11 protein-coding genes are annotated in these 20,248 nt (G+C 45.7%); 4 read left to right on the forward strand and 7 right to left on the reverse strand.

The window, feature by feature from the left end; all coding sequences use genetic code 11:
- Positions 1-9 precede the first annotated feature (9 nt).
- The 6 genes from M595_RS08260 to rpsT all read right to left on the reverse strand — a co-directional run bounded on the left by M595_RS08260 (position 10) and on the right by rpsT (position 12,159).
- Positions 10-369, reverse strand: a complete 360-nt coding sequence (locus tag M595_RS08260; RefSeq protein WP_023065689.1) for a metal-sensing transcriptional repressor — start codon at positions 367-369, stop codon at positions 10-12.
- A gap of 290 nt (positions 370-659) precedes the next feature.
- Positions 660-4,760, reverse strand: a complete 4,101-nt coding sequence (locus tag M595_RS08265; RefSeq protein WP_023065703.1) for a DNA-directed RNA polymerase subunit beta' — start codon at positions 4,758-4,760, stop codon at positions 660-662.
- A gap of 104 nt (positions 4,761-4,864) precedes the next feature.
- Complete coding sequence (locus M595_RS32680) at positions 4,865-6,754, reverse strand: DNA-directed RNA polymerase subunit gamma (RefSeq protein WP_023065674.1); 1,890 nt, start codon at positions 6,752-6,754, stop codon at positions 4,865-4,867.
- Between the two features lie 133 nt (positions 6,755-6,887).
- Positions 6,888-10,187, reverse strand: a complete 3,300-nt coding sequence (gene rpoB, locus M595_RS08275; RefSeq protein WP_023065733.1) for a DNA-directed RNA polymerase subunit beta — start codon at positions 10,185-10,187, stop codon at positions 6,888-6,890.
- 348 nt (positions 10,188-10,535) lie between these two features.
- Positions 10,536-11,348 carry a TatD family hydrolase gene (locus tag M595_RS08280; protein WP_023065673.1) on the reverse strand — a complete coding sequence of 271 codons (813 nt, stop codon included), beginning with the start codon at positions 11,346-11,348 and terminating at the stop codon, positions 10,536-10,538.
- 493 nt (positions 11,349-11,841) lie between these two features.
- Positions 11,842-12,159 carry a 30S ribosomal protein S20 gene (gene rpsT, locus M595_RS08285; protein ID WP_023065722.1) on the reverse strand — a complete coding sequence of 106 codons (318 nt, stop codon included), beginning with the start codon at positions 12,157-12,159 and terminating at the stop codon, positions 11,842-11,844.
- Between the two features lie 458 nt (positions 12,160-12,617).
- Between rpsT and hisD the strand changes: the two genes are divergently transcribed.
- Together hisD and M595_RS08295 are read left to right on the forward strand one after the other, a co-directional pair.
- Positions 12,618-13,952, forward strand: coding sequence for a histidinol dehydrogenase (gene hisD, locus M595_RS08290; RefSeq protein ID WP_023065698.1), 1,335 nt, complete (start codon positions 12,618-12,620; stop codon positions 13,950-13,952).
- A 112-nt stretch (positions 13,953-14,064) separates the two neighbouring features.
- The gene (locus tag M595_RS08295; protein WP_023065709.1) at positions 14,065-14,484 is read left to right on the forward strand and encodes a universal stress protein; all 420 of its coding nucleotides are present in this window, start codon (positions 14,065-14,067) and stop codon (positions 14,482-14,484) included.
- An 89-nt stretch (positions 14,485-14,573) separates the two neighbouring features.
- Here M595_RS08295 and prfC read toward each other — a convergent pair whose 3' ends face one another.
- On the reverse strand, positions 14,574-16,202 hold the full coding sequence (gene prfC, locus M595_RS08300; protein WP_023065702.1) for a peptide chain release factor 3: 1,629 nt from the start codon (positions 16,200-16,202) through the stop codon (positions 14,574-14,576).
- A gap of 790 nt (positions 16,203-16,992) precedes the next feature.
- On the opposite strand from prfC, the gene M595_RS08305 reads away from it, so the two are divergent.
- The gene (locus tag M595_RS08305; protein WP_023065700.1) at positions 16,993-19,722 is read left to right on the forward strand and encodes a PAS domain S-box protein; all 2,730 of its coding nucleotides are present in this window, start codon (positions 16,993-16,995) and stop codon (positions 19,720-19,722) included.
- A 23-nt stretch (positions 19,723-19,745) separates the two neighbouring features.
- Positions 19,746-20,081, forward strand: a complete 336-nt coding sequence (locus M595_RS08310) for a DUF4870 domain-containing protein (RefSeq protein WP_023065671.1) — start codon at positions 19,746-19,748, stop codon at positions 20,079-20,081.
- The last annotated feature ends 167 nt before the right edge of the window (positions 20,082-20,248 follow it).

Genomic DNA, 20,248 nt, shown 5'->3' on the forward strand with positions numbered 1-20,248 from the left:
GCACAAGGCTTAGGGGATAAACCGATCTAAAGCAGATTTTAACTGCTCAATCTCATCATCGATGTTACCTTCTTTTGCCGCTCTTGCCACACATTCACTCAAGTGTTCATCTAGGATAATCCGCGCCACTCGGTCTAAGGCGCCTCGAATTGCGGCAATTTGCACTAAAACATCCGGACAAGGATCACTTTCGGCGACCATTCTTTTCACCCCTCGGATATGCCCTTCAATCCGAGACAAGCGGTTCACAATACGTCGCAGGGATTCTTCACTGTGAACATGAGGAGTGGTCTGGTGATGTTCGTGGTCATTGTGAATGTGTTTGGCTTGATGAGCGTGCTGTTCTAACTTGGGGTCTGATCCAATCATGCGGTATTGTCAGCAACAATGAGTAGAGTTGAACGGCTTCAATTCGCGTGCGCTGAAATTGGAGGTTCCAACTACAGCTCACAAATCGTGCTTTGCTGTTGATATTATACCTTACCTTGGCGCTCCCTGCGGTTCCCGAGTGCATCTGCCCCCACTCCGCTGGGTTGATTGAAAGGGGAGACAGATGCCAAAACGTTTAACAGTGATCTATCTAATAGTCGCGAAGTCGTCATCCCCAGAGAGACTCCTGAACTTCTAAACCTCTAAATATTCACGGAGCGCCTTTGTTTCTATTGTTCTTCCTCAAAACTATCATCATCAATCAGTTCATCATCCAAGAATAGAGAATTATCCTTGACGAGTTCATCGGAATCTTGAGTTGGGTTGAGATCGCCTCGATCCATCTTCCGAGCCGTGCGATCGTCAAGAACAACATCTTGCAATTCGATTTCCTCATCTTCGAGATAACTCATGTCGTTATTCTCAAGGCTAAAATCCCCAACACCGAGTTCTTCATAGGCATTAAATCCAGTTCCTGCCGGAATCAAACGACCAATAATTACGTTTTCTTTCAAGCCTCGTAACCAGTCAGACTTCCCTTCAATGGCGGCTTCGGTTAACACCCGAGTGGTTTCTTGGAAACTCGCCGCAGAGATAAAGCTATCAGTATTCAAGGACGCTTTAGTAATCCCGAGTAACATCGGAGTATATCGTGCAGGTGCGCCCCCGGTAATCGACATCGCTTCGTTGACCTGTTCAACCTGCCGCAGTTCCACCAACTCACCCGGTAACATAGTTGTATCTCCACCATCATCAATCCGCACCTTCGAGGTCATTTGTCGAACAATCACTTCAATGTGTTTGTCAGAAATGTCAATCCCTTGAGACTGATAAACCGATTGCACCTCGTTCACCAAGAAAGTTTGGCATTGTTGGAAACTCCGCAACGCCGCCTCATAAATGCCCTCGGTGTGTTGATGATAGTTAAAGAAAACCTCCAAGATTTCGTGAGGATTTGCCGGCCCATCAGTTAAGGGTTGACCCACTTCCACCATTTGTCCATCGGAGACAATCACCGTTTGACCGGGTAACAACGGATATTCACTAATGTTGCCATCATTTTCCATCACCCGCAGGTCAACAATTTCATCCGTGACATTGACTTGAGCAGTTCCGGGATGTTTGGCGAGAATACAAGCCTCTTTGGGTTTACGAGCTTCTAGGAGTTCTTCAATCCGAGGTAAACCCTGAATAATATCCCCCGTTTTTGCCCGTTCAAACACCAGCAACACCAGGTTATCCCCCCGTTGAACCAAATCTCCATCATTAAGATGTAAAATCGCCCCAGAAGACACCCGATAAGGACGCCCCAAACGCAACACCACTCTCGTTGAAGCCGCTTGCGCCAGTTGGGAATCATCTTCCGAACCCTCCGAGACAGACCCCTCATTAGCAGACCCAGATGACCCTGGATGAACAGCCACAATCTCACCCGACTCGGGAAGCGTCACCCCAGGAGCCAGTTCACTACTTTCCACCACCAACTGACCCGGTTTAACATCAGTAGTCACACCAGCAGGAAGGTCAAATTTCATTTGGTCAGCATCACGCACCACCAAAATTCGTCGCAGAATTTCCGTCCCGGAGCGAATACCACTGACAATTCCCGTTTCTTTACACAAAATTTCCGTCCGACTGACCACAGCACCCGGTTCAATCTCGTCTCCATCCTTAACGAGTAAACGAGTGCGGGTACTCCCTTGAGTCGCATCAGCCACGATATCCCGACGAATCACCAAAGACTCTAAAATCACCAATTGCAGGCGCATCAGTTCCGAGTCTTCTTCGTGGGGAATCAGTTCAATATCAGCCGCCAGTTGGGGAGCATCAGTGTCGATATTAATCACCAATTGAGTCCGCAACAGTTCCACACCTTCCACTGAGCGCACCCGTTCGCCATCCTTAAAAGTTAAGCGCTGTACCGCTTGCAGCGAAATCGATTCGTTTAAAGACTCTTGAGAGGGAATCGGGGGAGTTTCCGGTACAGCAAACTCGGTCACGGGTCGCAGCAACAAAGCAGGACCCTCGGGAGTTTCCACATACTCAACATAGTGCAGTTCTTTGGCTTCAATCCCGGGAATCACTTCTTGTCCCGGATTAACAATCTGACCATCAATTTTAATCACCATTTCCGGGTCATCAACCAAATGCAGTTCACCCGGTTTAATCACAATCTCCCGCAAAATGTCATTTTTCTGAGTCACCTCAATCACCCCATTGGACTGACAGAAGATGTCTTTAACGACTTCAGTCCCGGCTTCGACATATTGACCATCTTCGGCCAACAACAGAGAAATATCTTTATTGACCTCGTGACATTCTTCGGGAATCCACAGGAGTGTACCGCCTTGAATGACTTCATACCCAAGTTTAGCCTTGCTCCGTTTGGCGACTTCAACCCCCGCATATTTAATAATGCCTCCGGTAGCCGTGCGGTAGCTATCATCCATCAACTCAGCAATCACTTCATGGTTCTCGACTTTACTACCGGGTGTCACCTTCAGCAAAAAGCGATTGTTGTTGGTGGTTTCAATCACATATTGTTCCCGACCCTGGAGTTGCTGTATCCGCACTAACGCCTGGTCTAACAACACCGAAGCCGTGATAATTTCAATCTCACGGGGAAGGTCTGATTTAGCCGTAGTAGTTGGAGTGACCACACCCGCACCCGTTGGTTCCGCTAAAGGTTTCACAGTAGGTTCGAGAACCTCTGGTGTTGTCGTTTCACTTTCCGGTTGATGAATCCGAACAATTCCCCCATGTTCAGAAACCAATCGGGTTTGAGCCAGTACACTATCGACCCCAACATGATCTCCATTTTTAACCGTCGGTTCAGCCCCAGGAAGTAAGTTATACACCTCACCTGAGAGAATCCAAATCAAACCCCCACGCGAAGCGATGCGGGTCATGTTCCCTTGACGGTCTGTTTTTTCCTCAGCAACTACATCCGCAAACTTGACTTCACCCGCTAAGTCTGTGGCCACGTCTTTGGTCGCTTTTTCTGTGGTTTTACGAGCGGTACGACCGCCTGCGGGAATCTCCACCAACACTTGGTCAGCTTTAACTGGCTGTCCCTCTTTGACGACTAGCGAACTTCCTTGAGAGACATTTAACGATTGACTCCGATCCCCATTTTCAACAGTGATTTTACCGTTACTTTCAATGTAAAAAGAATCATCACCGTGACGAGTCCGGAAGGCCCGTAATCGCAGTGTTTTCGGTAAGCGAACCACACCATCAAAGGGAGCTTTAATAATTTCGGCGGCTTCTGCGGTGAAGACTCCTCCGGTGTGGAATGTCCGCATGGTTAACTGGGTTCCCGGTTCACCGATGGATTGGGCTGCAATAATCCCAATGGCTTCTCCGAGGTCAACCATATCTGCATGAGCCAAACTCCAGCCATAGCAATGCCGACAGACAGATCTTGTCGCTTCACAAGTTAACGGACTCCGCAGAAAAACTTCCTTGACTTTTGATTGACCAATCGCAGTTGCGAGGTCGGCACAAATGGCTTGGTTGCGAACAGCTTTTTTGCCTTCAAAGCTAACAATTTCCCCAGTTTCGGGGTGGATAACATCTGCTCCTAGCACTCGTCCAAACAACCGATCTTGTAAGGGAATTAGAATGCGTTCCCCATCGGTCATACTTCGCAGCCAAATTCCCTTTTCGGTGCTACAATCGATTTCCCGCAAAATGACATCTTGAGCCACGTCTACTAAACGACGGGTTAAATATCCCGAGTCAGCAGTTCGTAAGGCGGTATCCACTAAACCTTTCCGCGCCCCGTAGGAGGAGATAATGTATTCGGTAACGGTTAATCCTTCTCGGAAGTTGGTTTTAATCGGTAAGTCAATAATTTCCCCTTGGGGGTTTGCCATCAGTCCCCGCATTCCCACAAGCTGACGAACTTGGGAGATATTACCCCGCGCCCCAGAAAATGCCATCATGTAAACGGAGTTGAGCGGGTTTGTGGCTTTAAAGTTCCGCACCACTTCATCTTTGAGGGCCTCACTCGTCCCGTTCCAGGTATCGACCACTTTTTGAAAGCGTTCGACTTCGGTGATTTCTCCTTTGGTATAGCGACGTTCTGTGCGACGAATTTCTTCTTGGGCTTCATCGAGAAGACCTCGTTTAGACGGGGGAACTTGCAAGTCTTCTACACTAATGGAAACTCCGGCGCGTGTGGCATAGCGGAATCCCATATCTTTTAATTCATCGGCAATTTGAGCGGTACGAGCGGTACCATGATGGGTAAAGGACCAAGAAATGAGTTTCTTGAGTTGCTTTTTATCAATAATTTGATTACGGAAGATTTTTTTATTTTCAGTCATGGGTTATAGAGCGTGAATAGTGAACAGTGAATTAGTCAGCAGGTGACAGGTGAAGGTGATCTTCTCACTTGGGGTGAACACCTGAAACGAGAACTCGAAAACAATTACACTAAAACGTCTTGAACGGTTTTATTGAAGATCACACGTCCCGGAGTGGTTCGCACATATTGGGACAAAATTTTTCCGTCTTGATCTTCTCGCACCCGACGAGTGGGTTGTCCACTTTTCTCTCCGACGTAGATTTTGGTGACGACTCCATCACTGTTGGTTTCTTCTTTTTCCAGTCGTTCACCTTCGCTTCCCATTACTTCACCTTGAAAGCGCACCCAGACGTAGGCGTGTAAGTCTACAGCTCCTTGTTCATAAGCGGTGATAGCATCGGTAAGACTGGCAAAGTAGCCGTTTGCTCCTTTTGTAGCTGCGGGGTTTTCAGCCGTGAGATAATAACAGCCGAGTACCATGTCTTGGCTCGGTGTGACAATCGGAGAACCCGTCGCGGGTGAAAGAATATTGTTAGAAGCCAGCATCAGCAGTCTCGCTTCGGCTTGAGATTCGATCGACAAGGGAACGTGAACGGCCATTTGGTCGCCGTCAAAGTCCGCGTTAAAGGCAGGACAGACGAGAGGATGTAACTGAATGGCTCGTCCTTCTACTAATATCGGTTCAAAGGCTTGAATCCCCAAACGGTGTAGTGTCGGCGCTCGGTTGAGCATGACTGGATGACCATAAATTACTTCTTCTAAAACATCCCAAACACTGGGATCATTGCGTTGAATTAATTTCTTGGCTGCCTTAATATTGTTGACTAATCCCTGACGAATTAACCGATGAATTACAAAGGGCTGAAAGAGTTCAATCGCCATCTCGCGCGGGAGTCCACACTGGTGCATTTTCAGTTTCGGCCCGACGACAATCACTGAACGTCCGGAGTAGTCTACCCGTTTTCCGAGTAAGTTTTGCCGAAAACGACCTTGTTTTCCTTCGATAATATCGGAGAGGGATTTCAATGGACGATTATTCGCCCCCACAACTGTTCGTCCTCGCCGACCATTATCAATTAAGGCATCAACGGCTTCTTGCAACATCCGTTTTTCGTTGCGGATAATGATTTCTGGGGCGAGAATTTCCTGCAAACGAGCCAGACGGTTATTACGATTAATCACCCGACGATAGAGATCGTTTAAGTCACTGGTGGCAAAACGTCCCCCATCTAATTGCACCATAGGTCGCAGATCTGGAGGAATGACGGGAATGACGTGTAATACCATCCACTCCGGTTTTGACCCAGTGGCGATAAAGTTATCAATCACCCGTAGGCGTTTAATCAGTTTGGCGCGTTTTTGTCCTTTGGCAGCAGCGATGTCTTCACGCAGTCGTTCGGCTTCTTCTTCAAGGGGAATATCTGCTAAGAGTTGAGCAACAGCTTCAGCCCCGATTCCGACTTCTACGCCACTGAGGGTTGTATCCTCACTATACATTTGTTCTTCGATTTCTAGCCACTGCTCTTCCATCAGTAACTGTTTGTAGGAGAGGTTTTCGGCGTTACCGGGGTTGAGGACGACGTAGGCGTTGAAGTAAACCACCTGTTCGACATCCCGCAGGGGCATATCGAGCAAGATTGCCATATAGCTCGGAATTCCTTTGAGATACCACACATGAGTCACTGGAGCGGCTAATTTAATGAAGCCCATGCGATGACGACGAACTCTTGACTCGGTGACTTCTACGCCGCAACGTTCACAAACAATACCCCGATGTCGAACCCGCTTGTATTTACCGCAATGACATTCCCAATCTTTCGCCGGACCAAAAATTCGCTCGCAGAATAAACCATCCATCTCCGGCTTCAGGGTGCGATAGTTGATGGTTTCGGGTTTGGTGACTTCGCCAACAATTTGGTTATTGGGTAATGTCCGTTCTCCCCAAGTCCGAATTCGCTCTGGAGAAGCTAACCCAATTTTGACGTAATCAAAGCGCTGTTCTAGTTTAGGCATAGTTTGTAGAAACGGAGTTGTTAACGAATGAGTTAACGGTGGGGGTGGTCAACGTTAACGTTATAGAAACGGATAAGTCTCAGTTATCAGTTTTTTTAGATTGTTCCGGTGTTCACGGGTCACTGTTGACTGTTTAAGAGTCTTTTTTGTCTTCTTCGGTGGCTGTAAACTCATAGGTGGGTTTGGAGGGGGTGCGTCCTCGGTTGGATTCGTCTGCCATCAAGTCCACCTCTAAGTCGCGACCCACTCCGTCTTCACCTGTTTCAACTTTGTGAACGGCAATATCCAAGCATAGAGATTGTAATTCCCGCATCAACACTTTAAAGGATTCTGGTGTTCCGGGTCGAGGAATGGCTTTTCCTTTGACAATGGCGTTGAGAGCCTCGTTACGGCCTTGCATATCGTCGGATTTGACGGTGAGCAATTCCTGTAAGGTGTAAGCAGCACCAAAGGCTTCGAGCGCCCAAACTTCCATTTCTCCAAATCGCTGTCCACCTTGTTGGGCTTTTCCGCCCAGGGGTTGTTGAGTCACCAGAGAGTAAGGGCCGGTTGAACGGGCGTGAATTTTATCATCGACGAGGTGAACCAGCTTCAGCATATAAGCCACCCCAACGGTTACAGGTTGATCAAAGGGTTCTCCTGTACGACCATCGTAGAGCAGAACTTTACCGGGGTTATCGGCGTTAAATAGCCAATCTTTGTTCTGTTTTTCTCGGGCGAGTTGCAACTCTCCATGAACGGTTTCTCGTGACATTTCCTGTCCGTGCATTTCGTCGAAAGGAATGACTTTGTACCGCGTCTTTAAGTTTTCACCTGCCCATCCGAGTAAACATTCAAAGATTTGACCGACGTTCATCCGAGAGGGTACACCCAAGGGATTCAACACAATATCCACTGCCCGTCCATCGGGTAAATAAGGCATATCTTCGACAGGGAGAATCCGCGAAACAATCCCTTTATTTCCATGTCGTCCCGCCATTTTGTCGCCGACTTGGATTTTCCGTTTTTGAGCGACATAAACCCGGACAACCATATTGGCACCAGGGGGGAGTTCATCGCCTTGTTCGCGAGTAAAGACCCGCACATCGACCACTCGACCTTTTTCGCCGTTGGGAACTCGCAGGGAGTTATCACGAACATCTCGGGCTTTTTCTCCAAAAATCGCTCGTAGGAGTTTTTCTTCTGGGGGTTGGTCTGATTCTCCTTTGGGGGTGACTTTTCCCACGAGGATGTCTCCGGCTTCTACCCAGGCCCCAACTCGGATAATCCCATTGGCATCGAGTTGTCGCAAGGAGTCTTCCCCGACGTTGGGAATTTCGCGGGTAATTTCTTCAGGCCCTAGTTTGGTTTGTCGGGCTTCAATTTCGTATTTCTCAATGTGGATGGAGGTGTAAATATCCTCATAAACCAGACGTTCGCTAATTAAAATCGCGTCTTCGTAGTTGTAGCCTTCCCACGGCATATAAGTCACAACCACGTTATGCCCTAAAGCCAGTTCTGCCCCTTCTGTTGAAGAACCATCTGCCAAGACTTGTCCGACTACCACTTGGTCGCCTTCATAAACGAGGGGACGTTGATTTAAACAGGTGTCTTGGTTAGAACGGTTATATTTCTGTAACTCGTACTCGACTTCTTCGCCTTCCGGTGAGGCGACTCGAATTCTTGCCCCATCAACATAGGAGACTTCTCCATCAATTTGTGAAACAATCACCATCCCCGAATCTCGGGCGGCTTGGGCTTCTAAACCTGTTCCCACGAGGGGGCGTTGGGGTCGCAGCAGGGGTACTGCTTGGCGCTGCATATTAGACCCCATTAATGCCCGGTTCGCATCGTCGTGTTCGAGGAAGGGAATCAATGAGGTGGCAACGGAAATGATTTGAACGGGGGAAACGGCTACATAGTCTACTTGGTCGGGAGTCGTTTCGGTGAAGTCCTGACGATAACGGACTGGAATCACTTCCCCTAAAATATTGCCTTCGGCATCTGTGGCGACATCTCCCGGTGCCACTCGCAAATCATCTTCTTCATCAGCAGTCATGTACACGGGAGGCCCATCTCGTCGCACCCGGCCGTTTTCGGCTGGATAGTAGGGGGTAGCAATAAACCCGTAGGGATTGACTCGCGCATGGGTAGCGAGAGAACCAATTAAACCCGCGTTCGGGCCTTCTGGGGTTTCAATCGGACAAATCCGCCCATAATGGGAGGGGTGAATATCTCGGACAGCAAACCCAGCTCGTTCTCGGGTCAGACCACCTGGGCCTAGAGCGGACAGACGACGTTTATGGGTCAATTCGGCCAGGGGATTGGTTTGATCCATAAATTGCGAAAGTTGAGAACTGCCGAAGAATTCTTTAATCGCCGCCACCAGGGGTTTAGGGTTCACTAAAGATGCGGGGGTCAAAGAGTCTGAGTCGCTAACGGTCATCCGTTCGCGGATAATTCGTTCTAGACGGTTTAAACCCACTCGGACTTGGTTTTGCAGGAGTTCCCCGACAGAACGCACGCGACGGTTTCCTAAGTGGTCGATGTCGTCGGTTTCGCCGATGTCGTATTCGAGGTTAATTAGGTAGTCGATCGCGGCTAAAATGTCGGTAGGTGTCAGAACACGGGTAATGTCGGGAATGGTCAGGCGCAGTTTACGATTGAGTTTATACCGTCCGACTCGACCGAGATCATAGCGTTTGGGATCAAAGAAGCGGTTATTGAGGAGTTGTTCTCCTCCGGCGACGGTTGGGGGTTCTCCCGGACGAAGTTTGCGGTAGAGTTCCATCAAGGCGTCTTCTTCGCTAAATTCGCCTTCTCGATCTATGGTTTTCTGGAAGTAGTCGGGGTGGCGCAGGGCGTCGAAGATTTCGTTGTTGGAGAGTCCGAGGGCTTTGAGGAGGACTTGGGCGGAGAGTTTACGGGTTTTATCGATTCTCACCCACACGAGATCGTTTTTGTCGGTTTCAAATTTTAACCAGGCGCCTCGGTTGGGGATCAGGGATGCGCTGTAGGTTCGGCGTTGGTTTTTATCAATTTCTGATTTATAGTAGACACCAGGACTCCGCACGATTTGGTTAACGATGACTCGTTCGGCTCCGTTGATGATAAAGGTTCCGCGTTCGGTCATTAACGGCAGATCGCCGATGAAGACTTCTTGTTCTTTGATTTCGCCTGTTTCTTTGTTGATTAAGCGGGTGGGAACGTACATCTGTACGGCGTAGGTACTATCGCGTCGTTTGGCTTCATCAACGTCGTATTTGGGCTGTTTGAGTCGATAGTTTTGAGCGAGGAAGTGGAGTTCCAGTTTTCCGGTATAGTCGGTGATCGGGGAGAAGCTTTCGAGTTCTTCAATGAGTCCGCTTTCTAGAAACCACCGAAAACTTGAGCGTTGAATGTCGATCAAGTCGGGGAGTAGGAACATTGATTCTTCGGCGGTGGTATTCGTCATGAGTTTAGTTTTTGAGTTGCGTGGAATTGGATTTTTGGGGATGGGGTCAGGTGGACGGACTAGATTTTGAACATTGATGGGTACTGTGTTGAATTTAGGGGAGGTTTGAGCAAGCCTGTCGGTTCTTTTAACAAAAGCATAATTTATTTAAGAGTTAACTCGTTTTCGGATTTTATGAGTTGGGGATGGGTTTCCTCTACTTTGGGGCGTGAAAGCTGGGGGTGTTTCCTTGAGGCTGAATTGAATGGGTTCAACAAAAGCCGATTATTCTTTTTTCCTCAAGAGTTGTTGATTTGGAACGGATAATAGTGAGTCTTGGGGTAAAAAGTCCCCTCTCAAAAATTGGGGTTAAACACTCAAGGGTTGTTCTTCTTGGAGTTCGGGTTGGGGTAAGCCAAATAACCGACAAGCGTTTTCGGTGGTTTGTCGGGCGAGAATCTCGACGGGTATGTCTCGAAGTTGGGCGACTTTTTCAGCGACATAACGCACGTAGGCGGGTTCGTTGCGTTTTCCCCGACGAGGAACAGGGGCCAGGAAAGGACAGTCGGTTTCGATCAAAAGGGGTTGACTATCGACTATCCGGGCTGAGTCTTGAATTTGAGTGGCTTTTTTAAAGGTGACTGTTCCACTAAAGCTGATGTAAAATCCCAGATCGAGAAAGGACTGGGTTTCTGTGGGTGTTCCTCCCCAACAGTGCATGACACCCTGAACCGGGCCTTGTCGCTCCCAAAAGTTTCGCAAGAGTTGAAGCATCGGTTCGGCTGCATCCCGACAATGGATAATGACGGGTTTGTTTAGGTGATAAGCCAGTTCGAGTTGGGCTTCAAACACAAGCAATTGCAAGTCGTAGTTATCGGCTTTATAAAAGTCCAGTCCCATTTCACCTAAAGCGACGACACGGGAATCGGATTGCGCCAGTTTGAGGATTTGGTCTGGGGTAACGGTTGTCCATTTTTCGGTGTCTAATGGATGCAAACCGACTGAAAAAAAGAGGTTTTCGACTTGATTTGCGATCGCTTGAATTTCGGTGAATTCGTGTGGATGTACGCAGGAATGGACTAAACGAACAACACCTGAAGCTTTCCAGCGTTGTTGAATCGCTTCTAAGTCCGATGCGAGAACATCAAAGTTAAGATGAACGTGAGTATCAACGAGCTGCATTATAATTGAGTAGATTCGCGTTTCGGGAGAGCCTTGGCAGCAATTCAACTGCATTTTAACGTGATGTTGACAGAAGTTGGGTTAGGGCTGTCTGGCATCCCAGGCAAACTTGACAATCGCGTGGGTGTGATTTTCCTCAAGTGCCGGTTAGTGGGGATCAAGATCAGTAAAGATCGCCAATTTTCTACGCTTTTAGCAAGTGAGGCGTGCTAACCCTCTCCTTTGTGATCAGATTGGCAGTCGGTCACGGGTTGTTAACTCACTTGCAACTTTTGACTTAATTTAAGGGTCACTTTTATATCTAAATGTTTAGAACTCTAGAATACAATAGAGGAGATTCAGGGCAGAACGCTCTAGGATCGAGTTCTTGAGTCGCTGCGAATGAATCTTTATCAATTGGCAAATGGGAGAAGAGCTAACTCATCTCCCTTCCCCTGTTGATCATGACAAATGAGTAATTTTTTCTCTTTTGTCTACAGCCATTTAGGATTCCTTAGGACACTGCGGACTCCTGAGCATTTGGATTTGGGAAGTAAGGTTTGAGAGCTTTAGCCAGTCGAGCCTTCTTTCGTGCGCCATTATTGCGATGGAGGACGCGGTGCTTGACCGCTTTGTCTATTTTGCTGTAAGCGGCTGACATTCTCTGATTGACTTCGTTTAAGTTGTCTGGGTTGGGATCAGATGCGTATTTTTCGACCGCTGCGAAATAATTTTTCATTAACGTTTTCACGGCGGACTTGTAAAATTTGTTTTGGAGCCGATTGCGTTCGGCAATTTCAATTCGTTTGATGGCAGACTTAATATTAGCCATAGGTTCGCGTTCTCACCAAATGCGGGTCTTCAGGACTTCTAGATACACAAGTTACAGAAATACTACTATAACATCTTTTCTGCAAAAATAGTAACCGAAAAAATTGGATTTTTGGATCAAGCGTGATCCGCTTCGTCGGGTGTCCGAAAATCTTTAAGGGCAGGCCCTCTCACCTGGATCAAGGAAAAAAAAGCAATGGGAAGTGAGCGAAAAGCTGGAATCTGGGACGGGCAAGGGTAGGATACGTTAAACTATTACAAGAAGTTCGGGAACACCCAACATTCGGAATGGATGAAAGGTGATGGAAAATGCTGAAATCGAGACAGGTCAAGGCAAAAGGGGGATTTTGAATCTCCGACTCGAAGTGACTCCGATTTTGTACTGTCCACTCCATTTCTGGACTGATTCCCAATTCCGTCTTCTAGCCGATAACTCTTGAGGTTGGCACTCCTATCACCATGCTGCGAATTATCACTCAGTGGGTTGAAGCACAATCAGAACTACGACGGATCGCGAGTCGTACCCATGATGACATGATCCTTCATAAAGAGGCAACGGTGCGGGAAGTGCTGCAAACCGTTAAACGACAAGGTGACAAAGCTCTACTGCACTACACCCAAGAATTTGACCACCAAACCTTAACGCCAGAACAGTTGCGTGTCAGTGGTTCAGAGTTGGATGCTGCCTATCAGCAAGTCTCTAAAGAACTTCTCGATGCGATTCGGTTGGCGGCTAAACAAATCGAGGCCTTTCACCGACAACGGATTCCAAAATCTTGGGTTCAGTTTCAAGAGGATGATGTGGTCTTAGGTAAACGCTACACTCCGGTTGATCGGGCGGGCTTATATGTTCCCGGAGGCCGAGCAGCTTATCCGAGTACCGTTTTAATGAATGCAATTCCGGCGAAGGTGGCGAAAGTCCCTCGGATTGTCATAACTACGCCTCCAGGCCCCGAAGGTAAAGTCAATCCAGCCGTGCTGGTGGCCGCACAAGTGGCCGGGGTTCAAGAAATTTATCGCGTGGGTGGAGCGCAAGCAGTAGCCGCTCTAGCTTACGGTACGGAAACAATCCCAACCGTTGATGTGATCACAGGGCCGGGGAACGTCTATGTCACCTTAGCGAAAAAGTTAGTGTATGGAACGGTTGGCATTGACTCCCTCGCCGGGCCATCAGAAGTTTTAGTGATTGCCGATAGTGGGGCAAATCCAGTTTATGTGGCGGTGGATCTGTTAGCTCAAGCTGAACATGATCCGATGGCGGCGGCGATCTTACTGACAACAGACTCGGCATTAGCCCGTCAGGTTGTCACGGAAGTCGAACGTCAACTCACGAATCACCCTCGACGAACCTTAACAGAAAAAGCGATCGCTCATTATGGTTTAGTGGTTGTGGTTGAGTCTTTAGAAGCGGCCGCTAAACTGTCTAATGAATTTGCTCCAGAGCATTTAGAACTCGAAGTTGCAGATCCTTGGGCAATGGTGGAAAAAATTCGCCATGCGGGGGCTATTTTTCTGGGCAGTTCAACTCCAGAAGCGGTGGGAGATTATCTCGCAGGCCCGAACCACACTTTACCGACTTCCGGGGCGGCTCGTTATGCTTCGGCTTTGGGGGTGGAAACATTCCTGAAGCATTCTAGTTTAATCCAATATTCTCCTACGGCTCTCCAAAAAGTTGCTGATGCGGTTAATATTCTGGCGACTGCTGAAGGTTTACCCTCTCATGGGGACTCAGTACGTTTGCGAACGGAAACCTCTGACGATCAAGGGAATTTTGATCTTGATGGTCAGTTGTAACTGAATATTTGCGGTCAAGTAATCTCGATATTCGGGGTTTGAGGATCAGATCTTGGTATGATTGGAAGTCACGAACAATCGTAGCTTGTCGTCTGGGAGGATAACTCTATCTGTGCTGAAAACAATATTGGTTGCTGTTGATGGTTCACCATCGACTGAGTTGGTGATTCAGGCTCTAGAACAATTTCAATTACAACCGACCACAAATATTATCTTCTCCCATGTGATTTCTGCCCAGGAGTCTGATAGCGAAGCCCTCGCCGATCGTCCTCATCCCGACTCAGGAGAATTTCTCCAAGAGCAACTCCGCCTTTATCAAGACAAGTTAGATTTTCGGAGTGAACTGGAAATCGTTCATGGTGATCCGGCAGTCGAGATTATTCGCCTGGCAAATATCTACAAAGTAGACTTAATTATTCTGGGAAGTCGGGGATTGACTGGGTTAAATCGTATTTTACAAGGTTCTGTCAGCGCTCAAGTTGTGGCGGAGGCTCACTGTTCAGTGTTGGTGGTCAAAGACAACGGAGATTGACAGACTCCCCCGTTAACCGTGACGCAAAAACAAAGATTGAAACCCGACTCTAGCAGTTAGGTTTCAACTCCCATCCTGGTGGAGGTTAACTAGATAGATTCAGGTTCTTGACCCGAAACAACGGGCGCAACACTATTAAGTTGCAACTCTGGGTGATCGCCTTGCACCTGTTGATAATTCCATTCATTTTTAAATAGCAATACAGGTCGTCCCCAACTATCTTTAACCGTAACGGTATTAAATAACCGTCCAACTTTTTCGAGGGCTTCCCAACCGCCATGCACCCAACGCGCCAAACTGTACGGAAGGACATCGAGAAGGGTTTCTACGCCATATTCTTGCTGAAGTCGGAACTGTACCACCTCAAATTGCAGTTGACCGACGGCGGCTAAAATCGGATCACGTTTAGCATCATCAACAGAATACATAATTTGTATCGCACCTTCTTCCCGTAACTCAGAAACGCCTTTACGGAACTGTTTAAACTTGGAGGGGTTGGGATTTCTCAGGTAGGCAAAGAGTTCGGGAGAAAAGCAAGGAATCCCTTCGTATTCAAGTTTTTGACCGTTGTAAATGGTATCGCCGATGGCAAATACACCGGGATTGTTTAAGCCAATCACATCACCGGGATAGGCATCTGCAATCGATTCTCGGTCTTGAGCAAAGAGTTTTTGGGGACGAGACAGACGAACGGTTTTGCCTGTACGAGCATGGTTGACGGTCATATCTTTTTCAAATCTTCCGGTACAGACTCGCACAAAGGCAACGCGATCGCGATGTTTCGGGTCCATATTCGCTTGGAGTTTAAACACAAAGCCTGTAAACTCTGGATACTCGGGGGGAATTTCGCCCTGGGTACTGCGATGAATGCCGGGTTTTAAGCCGTATTCCAAAAAAGCTTCGAGAAATAGTTTCACCCCGAAGTTGGTCATGGCACTTCCGAAAAATACGGGGGTCATTTTGCCTTGATGGACTTGTTCGAGGTCTAGATCTGATCCGACTTCTTCTAAGAGTTCTAAATCTTCTTTGAGTTGGTAGTAGAGGTCTTGGTCTAAGAGGTCTTCAATGCGAGGATCGCCGAGACTAATGATGGTTTCTGTGGCTTCACGGCTACCATGATGCGATCGCTGAAAGAGATAGATTTGTTGGGTACGGCGGTCAAATACGCCTTTAAAGGTGTCTCCCATGCCGATTGGCCAGTTGACGGCGTAGGGTTTGAGTCCGAGTTCTTGTTCGATTTCATCGAGGAGTTCTAAGGGATGGCGTCCCGGTCGATCCATTTTATTGATGAAGGTGAAGATGGGAAGACTCCGCATTTTACAGACTTCAAACAGCTTGCGGGTTTGAGGTTCTAACCCTTTAGCCGCATCTTCGAGCATAACCGCGTTGTCGGCGGCCGCTAAAGTACGATAGGTGTCTTCACTGAAGTCTTGGTGGCCGGGTGTATCGAGAAGGTTGATTTGGTAGTCACTGTACTCAAACTGTAGCACGGTGGAGGTGATGGAAATTCCCCGTTGTTGTTCCATTGCCATCCAGTCAGAAGTGGCGTGACGTTGGGATTTACGGACTTTTACAGCGCCTGCTTCGTGGATAGCGCCTCCGTACAGCAGGAGTTTTTCGGTTAGAGTGGTTTTCCCCGCATCGGGGTGAGAAATAATGGCAAAGTTGCGTCTTCGTTCTACTTCGAGTTGAAGTTCGGTTTGAGTTTCTGGGGACATTTCAAAGCCTTGTTGGAAAGGGGAAGAACTATTGATTCGGGTGACTACGGTTCTAAAGCTATAGATTCAGAGTAACAAAAAATTTAGTTCCTTTTCTTTATAAGTTTAATTAAATTTCACCTTAATATCAAGTCTGTGGTAAGCCGGGATAGGGCGACGAGGGGGTGAATCTCCTGAGCAGTTTCACTAAAAATTCACAAGATTACTGGGAATTTCTTGGCAACTTAGGGGTTAATGGCTAATTATTTTGAGAACTGTTGCCGTTTTTCGATGTTAGATTGTTCTCGGACTGTGCTTTCTGCTGAATTGGGGTGATCATTTTACTTTTCTGATTTTTTTGACTTTAAGCCGGGTGACGCTCTTTTGATGAGGGATGTAACTATTTTTGGGTATCACTTAATCTTGAGTTCAAAGGACTATTCTGTTAAAGCTCTGGATGAATTGAGTGTTCAGGGTTAATATAGATCTCATCTTAACTCGTAATGTAGAGATTCTTTCCCGAAGGAAATTAGAGAGCTTACCAGAATACCTCTAAGATTAAGTGTTTTTGTTTTATTAAAACTAAAAATATTGATATAAGTGATGTAAAACTTATCTATAAATCACTTTTATATTTTTTGTTTAGAGGAAGTTTGAAAATGATTAAAAATTAATTTTTAGGGGGTGATCTATTTTAACTTTGAGCTAATATTAGAGATGAAAGTATCAATTTCGTGTTAGATTCACCTATCTATTGTTTAATTACTTTTAAGCTGCTTCGACCCATTCCAATCAGATCAATTAGTCTATTATGGAAATTTTATCAGATCTTTTGGCAATAAGTTCTTTTATTCCTCATGGTCATTGTTACCTTTGGCAACCTCAATTAGTTGGATTACACGTTATTTCTGATGTCTTAATTGTTCTGGCTTATTTTTCCATTCCAGCAACCTTATTTTACTTTGTTCGGAAGCGGAAAGATTTACCCTATGTCCATGTTTTCCTATTGTTTGCGGCGTTTATTATTGCTTGTGGTTTAACGCATTTAATGGCGATAGTCACCCTTTGGTATCCAATCTATTGGGTATCAGGAACAATCAAAGCAATTACAGCTTTTATTTCAGTGGTGACGGCTACAGCAATTATTCCTTTAGTTCCCCAAATTTTGGCTTTAAAAAGCCCAAAAGAACTCGAAAAAATTAATCAAGCTCTTGAACGCGCCCATCAACAGCTTAGTTTTCATATTGAAAATACCCCTTTAGCGGTGATTGAATGGGATAGTAATTTTCACGTTCAACGATGGTCACAACAAGCAGAAATGATCTTCGGATGGACAGCAAAAGAAGTAATAAATTTACATCCGAGTGAGTGGAATTTTGTTGTACCGGAAGATGTGGAAGCGGTGAGTGAAGTCATGACTTCGCTGCTGGATAGAGATCAACCCCGGAATTTAATTCGCAACCGCAATTATACAAAAAATGGCTCAGTTGTTTATTGCGATTGGTACAATTCAGCTTTATTTGATGAGTCGGGTCAACTGGTTTCTATTTTATCATTGGTTCAGGATGTAACCGATGAAATTGAAGCTCAAGAAGCCTTACGAGAGAGTGAAAAACGTTATCAAACTTTAGCTGAAACTTCACCTGTAGGAATTTTTCATACAGATAGTCAAGGAAATTGTTTGTATGTTAATGAACGTTGTTGTGAAATTTCTGGAACTAATCAAGCCGCTTCTTTAGGAACAGGATGGATCAAAACTATTTATTCAGAAGATCGATCTAGAGTTGTTCAAGAATGGCAAAAAACAGTTCAACAGGGAAAAACATTTCGTTCTGAATATCGAATACAACGTCCGACAGGTGAAGTGAGTTGGGTGTTTGGTCAGGCGATCGCTCAAAAAAATGAACAGGGAGAAATAATCGGTTATATTGGTACGATCACAGATATTACCGCTCGTAAACAAGCTGAAGTTGCACTACAAACTTCGGAAACAAAATTTCGTCAACTCGCTCAACAGGAAGAATTAATTAATCGAATTGCGAGTCAAATTCGGAATTCCCTTGACCTCAATACTATTCTAAAAACAACAGTAGGTCAGATTCAGGATTTATTACAGCTTGATCGGTGTTATTTTGTTTGGTATCGTTCTCAGTCGTCAATTTCTCAATCAAAACTGCAATTAAACTCTCCAAAAAATTCATTTTTTCTTGATTATTGGGAGATTGTTTATGAGTCTAAAAATTCAGATCTTCCGAGTTTAGTGGGTGATTATTCTGTAGAACAGGTGGGAAGTTGGGCGATGCGATTTTTACAGCTAGAGAGAATTCAAGTTAATGATATTGCTGAGGTTTCAGAAGCGGAGATGCGTCAATTTTTAACACAGTTAGGCTTTCTCTCGTTGTTGTCAATTCCTATTGAAACTCAAGGCGGTGAAATTGGAATTATTGCTTGTGCTTATCATCAAAAAACTCATCAGTGGAATGAGAATGAAATCGAATTATTAAAAGCCGTTACCGATCAACTTGCGATTGCGATTAATCAAGCTCAACTTTATGCTAAAACCCAAGCAAATGCGATTCAAGCGCAAGCTCAAGCTCAACAATTAGAAGTAACATTACAACAGTTAAAGCAAACTCAAACTCAACTGATTCAAACTGAAAAAATGTCAAGTTTGGGTCAAATGGTTGCTGGGATTGCTCATGAGATTAATAATCCGGTGACTTTTGTTTATAGCAATGTAATTCCAGCCATTCAACATACAGACGATTTATTAAATTTACTAAATCTCTATCAGAAATATTATCCGCAACCCGCGTTAGAAATCAAGCAATATATTGAAGAAATTGAGTTAGAATTTGTTCAGGAAGATTTACCCAAACTGCTCAATTCAATGAAGATTGGAGCCGAACGAATTCGTCAGATTGTATTATCGTTGCGGAGTTTTTCTCGACTGGATGAAGCGGAGTTTAAAGCAGTAGATTTGCATCAAGGAATTGACAGTACACTTTTAATCTTGCAAAATCGCTTAAAAGAGCAAGCCGGACAGGTCGGAATTGAGGTCGTGAAAAGCTATGGTAATCTTCCTTTGGTGGAGTGTTACGCAGGTCAGATGAATCAAGTATTTATGAATATTTTGGTTAATGCTATTGATGCTTTAAATGAACCGAAGACCTCAAATGTTGAGTATTTATTGTCTGATTTTGAGTCTAATGATGATTTCTCTCCCCAAAAACCAACGATCCAAATTCAAACCGAAGTGGTAAACTCGAATTGGGTGATGATCCGAATTGTAGATAATGGCCCCGGAATGCGAGAACAGGTTCGTTGCAAACTATTTGATCCCTTTTTTACGACGAAACCAATTGGTCGAGGAACGGGGCTAGGGCTATCGATTAGTTATCAGATTGTCGTCGAAAAACATCAGGGTCAGTTAGAATGCTACTCTAATATCGGACAGGGATCAGAGTTTGTGATTCAGATTCCAATTCGACAAGCAACTGCTTCTCGAAAGCGGTTAAATCTGTTTAAAGGTGAAGAATAAATTGAGAATCAGGAGAGTGACTGATGAACGCAGAAGATAAGCGCAGACTGTTATCAGCTTTGTGTCATGGTTCGATTTTTTTTAGTAGTCTTTTAGTTTCGGTGGGAATTCCGTTTGCGATTTTCTTTGCGACTGAGGATTCGGTGGTCAAGGAAAATGCGAAAGAAGCTTTAAATTTTCATATCAATCTCTATATTGCGGCTTTTATCTGTGTTATTCTAATTTCTGTTTTAATTGGAATTCCGCTTTTATTTATAGTCGGGTTAATTAGTTTTGTGATGCCAATTATTGGGATTGTTTCTGTGATTAATAATCCGAGTAAACCCTACCGCTATCCGTATATTTTTCGCTTTTTTTAAGGGTAAAATTGGAGGAAAAAGAGGGCGTGAATCAAGCGATTATTTGTCCTAATTGACAATTCGAGAATTTAACCGATTCTCTGGACAATCAGACTCGGTATCGCGGATCATAGTCCGGAAACCTCCCCCCACAGTTTAGTCATAAGCTGTTAGAATGTTAATTAGAG

The sequence above is a fragment of the Lyngbya aestuarii BL J genome, assembly GCF_000478195.2.
GTDB classification, from domain to species: Bacteria; Cyanobacteriota; Cyanobacteriia; order Cyanobacteriales; family Microcoleaceae; genus Capilliphycus; species Capilliphycus aestuarii.

Bases quoted from the DNA above. Each gene is read 5' to 3' on its own strand.
- M595_RS08280 (WP_023065673.1), bottom strand. From the start codon at position 11,348: ATGCAGCTCGTTGATACTCACGTTCATCTTAACTTTGATGTTCTCGCA.
- M595_RS08265 (WP_023065703.1), bottom strand. From the start codon at position 4,760: ATGACTGAAAATAAAAAAATCTTCCGTAATCAAATTATTGATAAAAAG.
- M595_RS08310 (WP_023065671.1), top strand. From the start codon at position 19,746: ATGAACGCAGAAGATAAGCGCAGACTGTTATCAGCTTTGTGTCATGGT.
- rpsT (WP_023065722.1), bottom strand. From the start codon at position 12,159: ATGGCTAATATTAAGTCTGCCATCAAACGAATTGAAATTGCCGAACGC.
- M595_RS08305 (WP_023065700.1), top strand. From the start codon at position 16,993: ATGGAAATTTTATCAGATCTTTTGGCAATAAGTTCTTTTATTCCTCAT.
- hisD (WP_023065698.1), top strand. From the start codon at position 12,618: ATGCTGCGAATTATCACTCAGTGGGTTGAAGCACAATCAGAACTACGA.
- M595_RS32680 (WP_023065674.1), bottom strand. From the start codon at position 6,754: ATGCCTAAACTAGAACAGCGCTTTGATTACGTCAAAATTGGGTTAGCT.
- rpoB (WP_023065733.1), bottom strand. From the start codon at position 10,187: ATGACGAATACCACCGCCGAAGAATCAATGTTCCTACTCCCCGACTTG.
- M595_RS08260 (WP_023065689.1), bottom strand. From the start codon at position 369: ATGATTGGATCAGACCCCAAGTTAGAACAGCACGCTCATCAAGCCAAA.
- prfC (WP_023065702.1), bottom strand. From the start codon at position 16,202: ATGTCCCCAGAAACTCAAACCGAACTTCAACTCGAAGTAGAACGAAGA.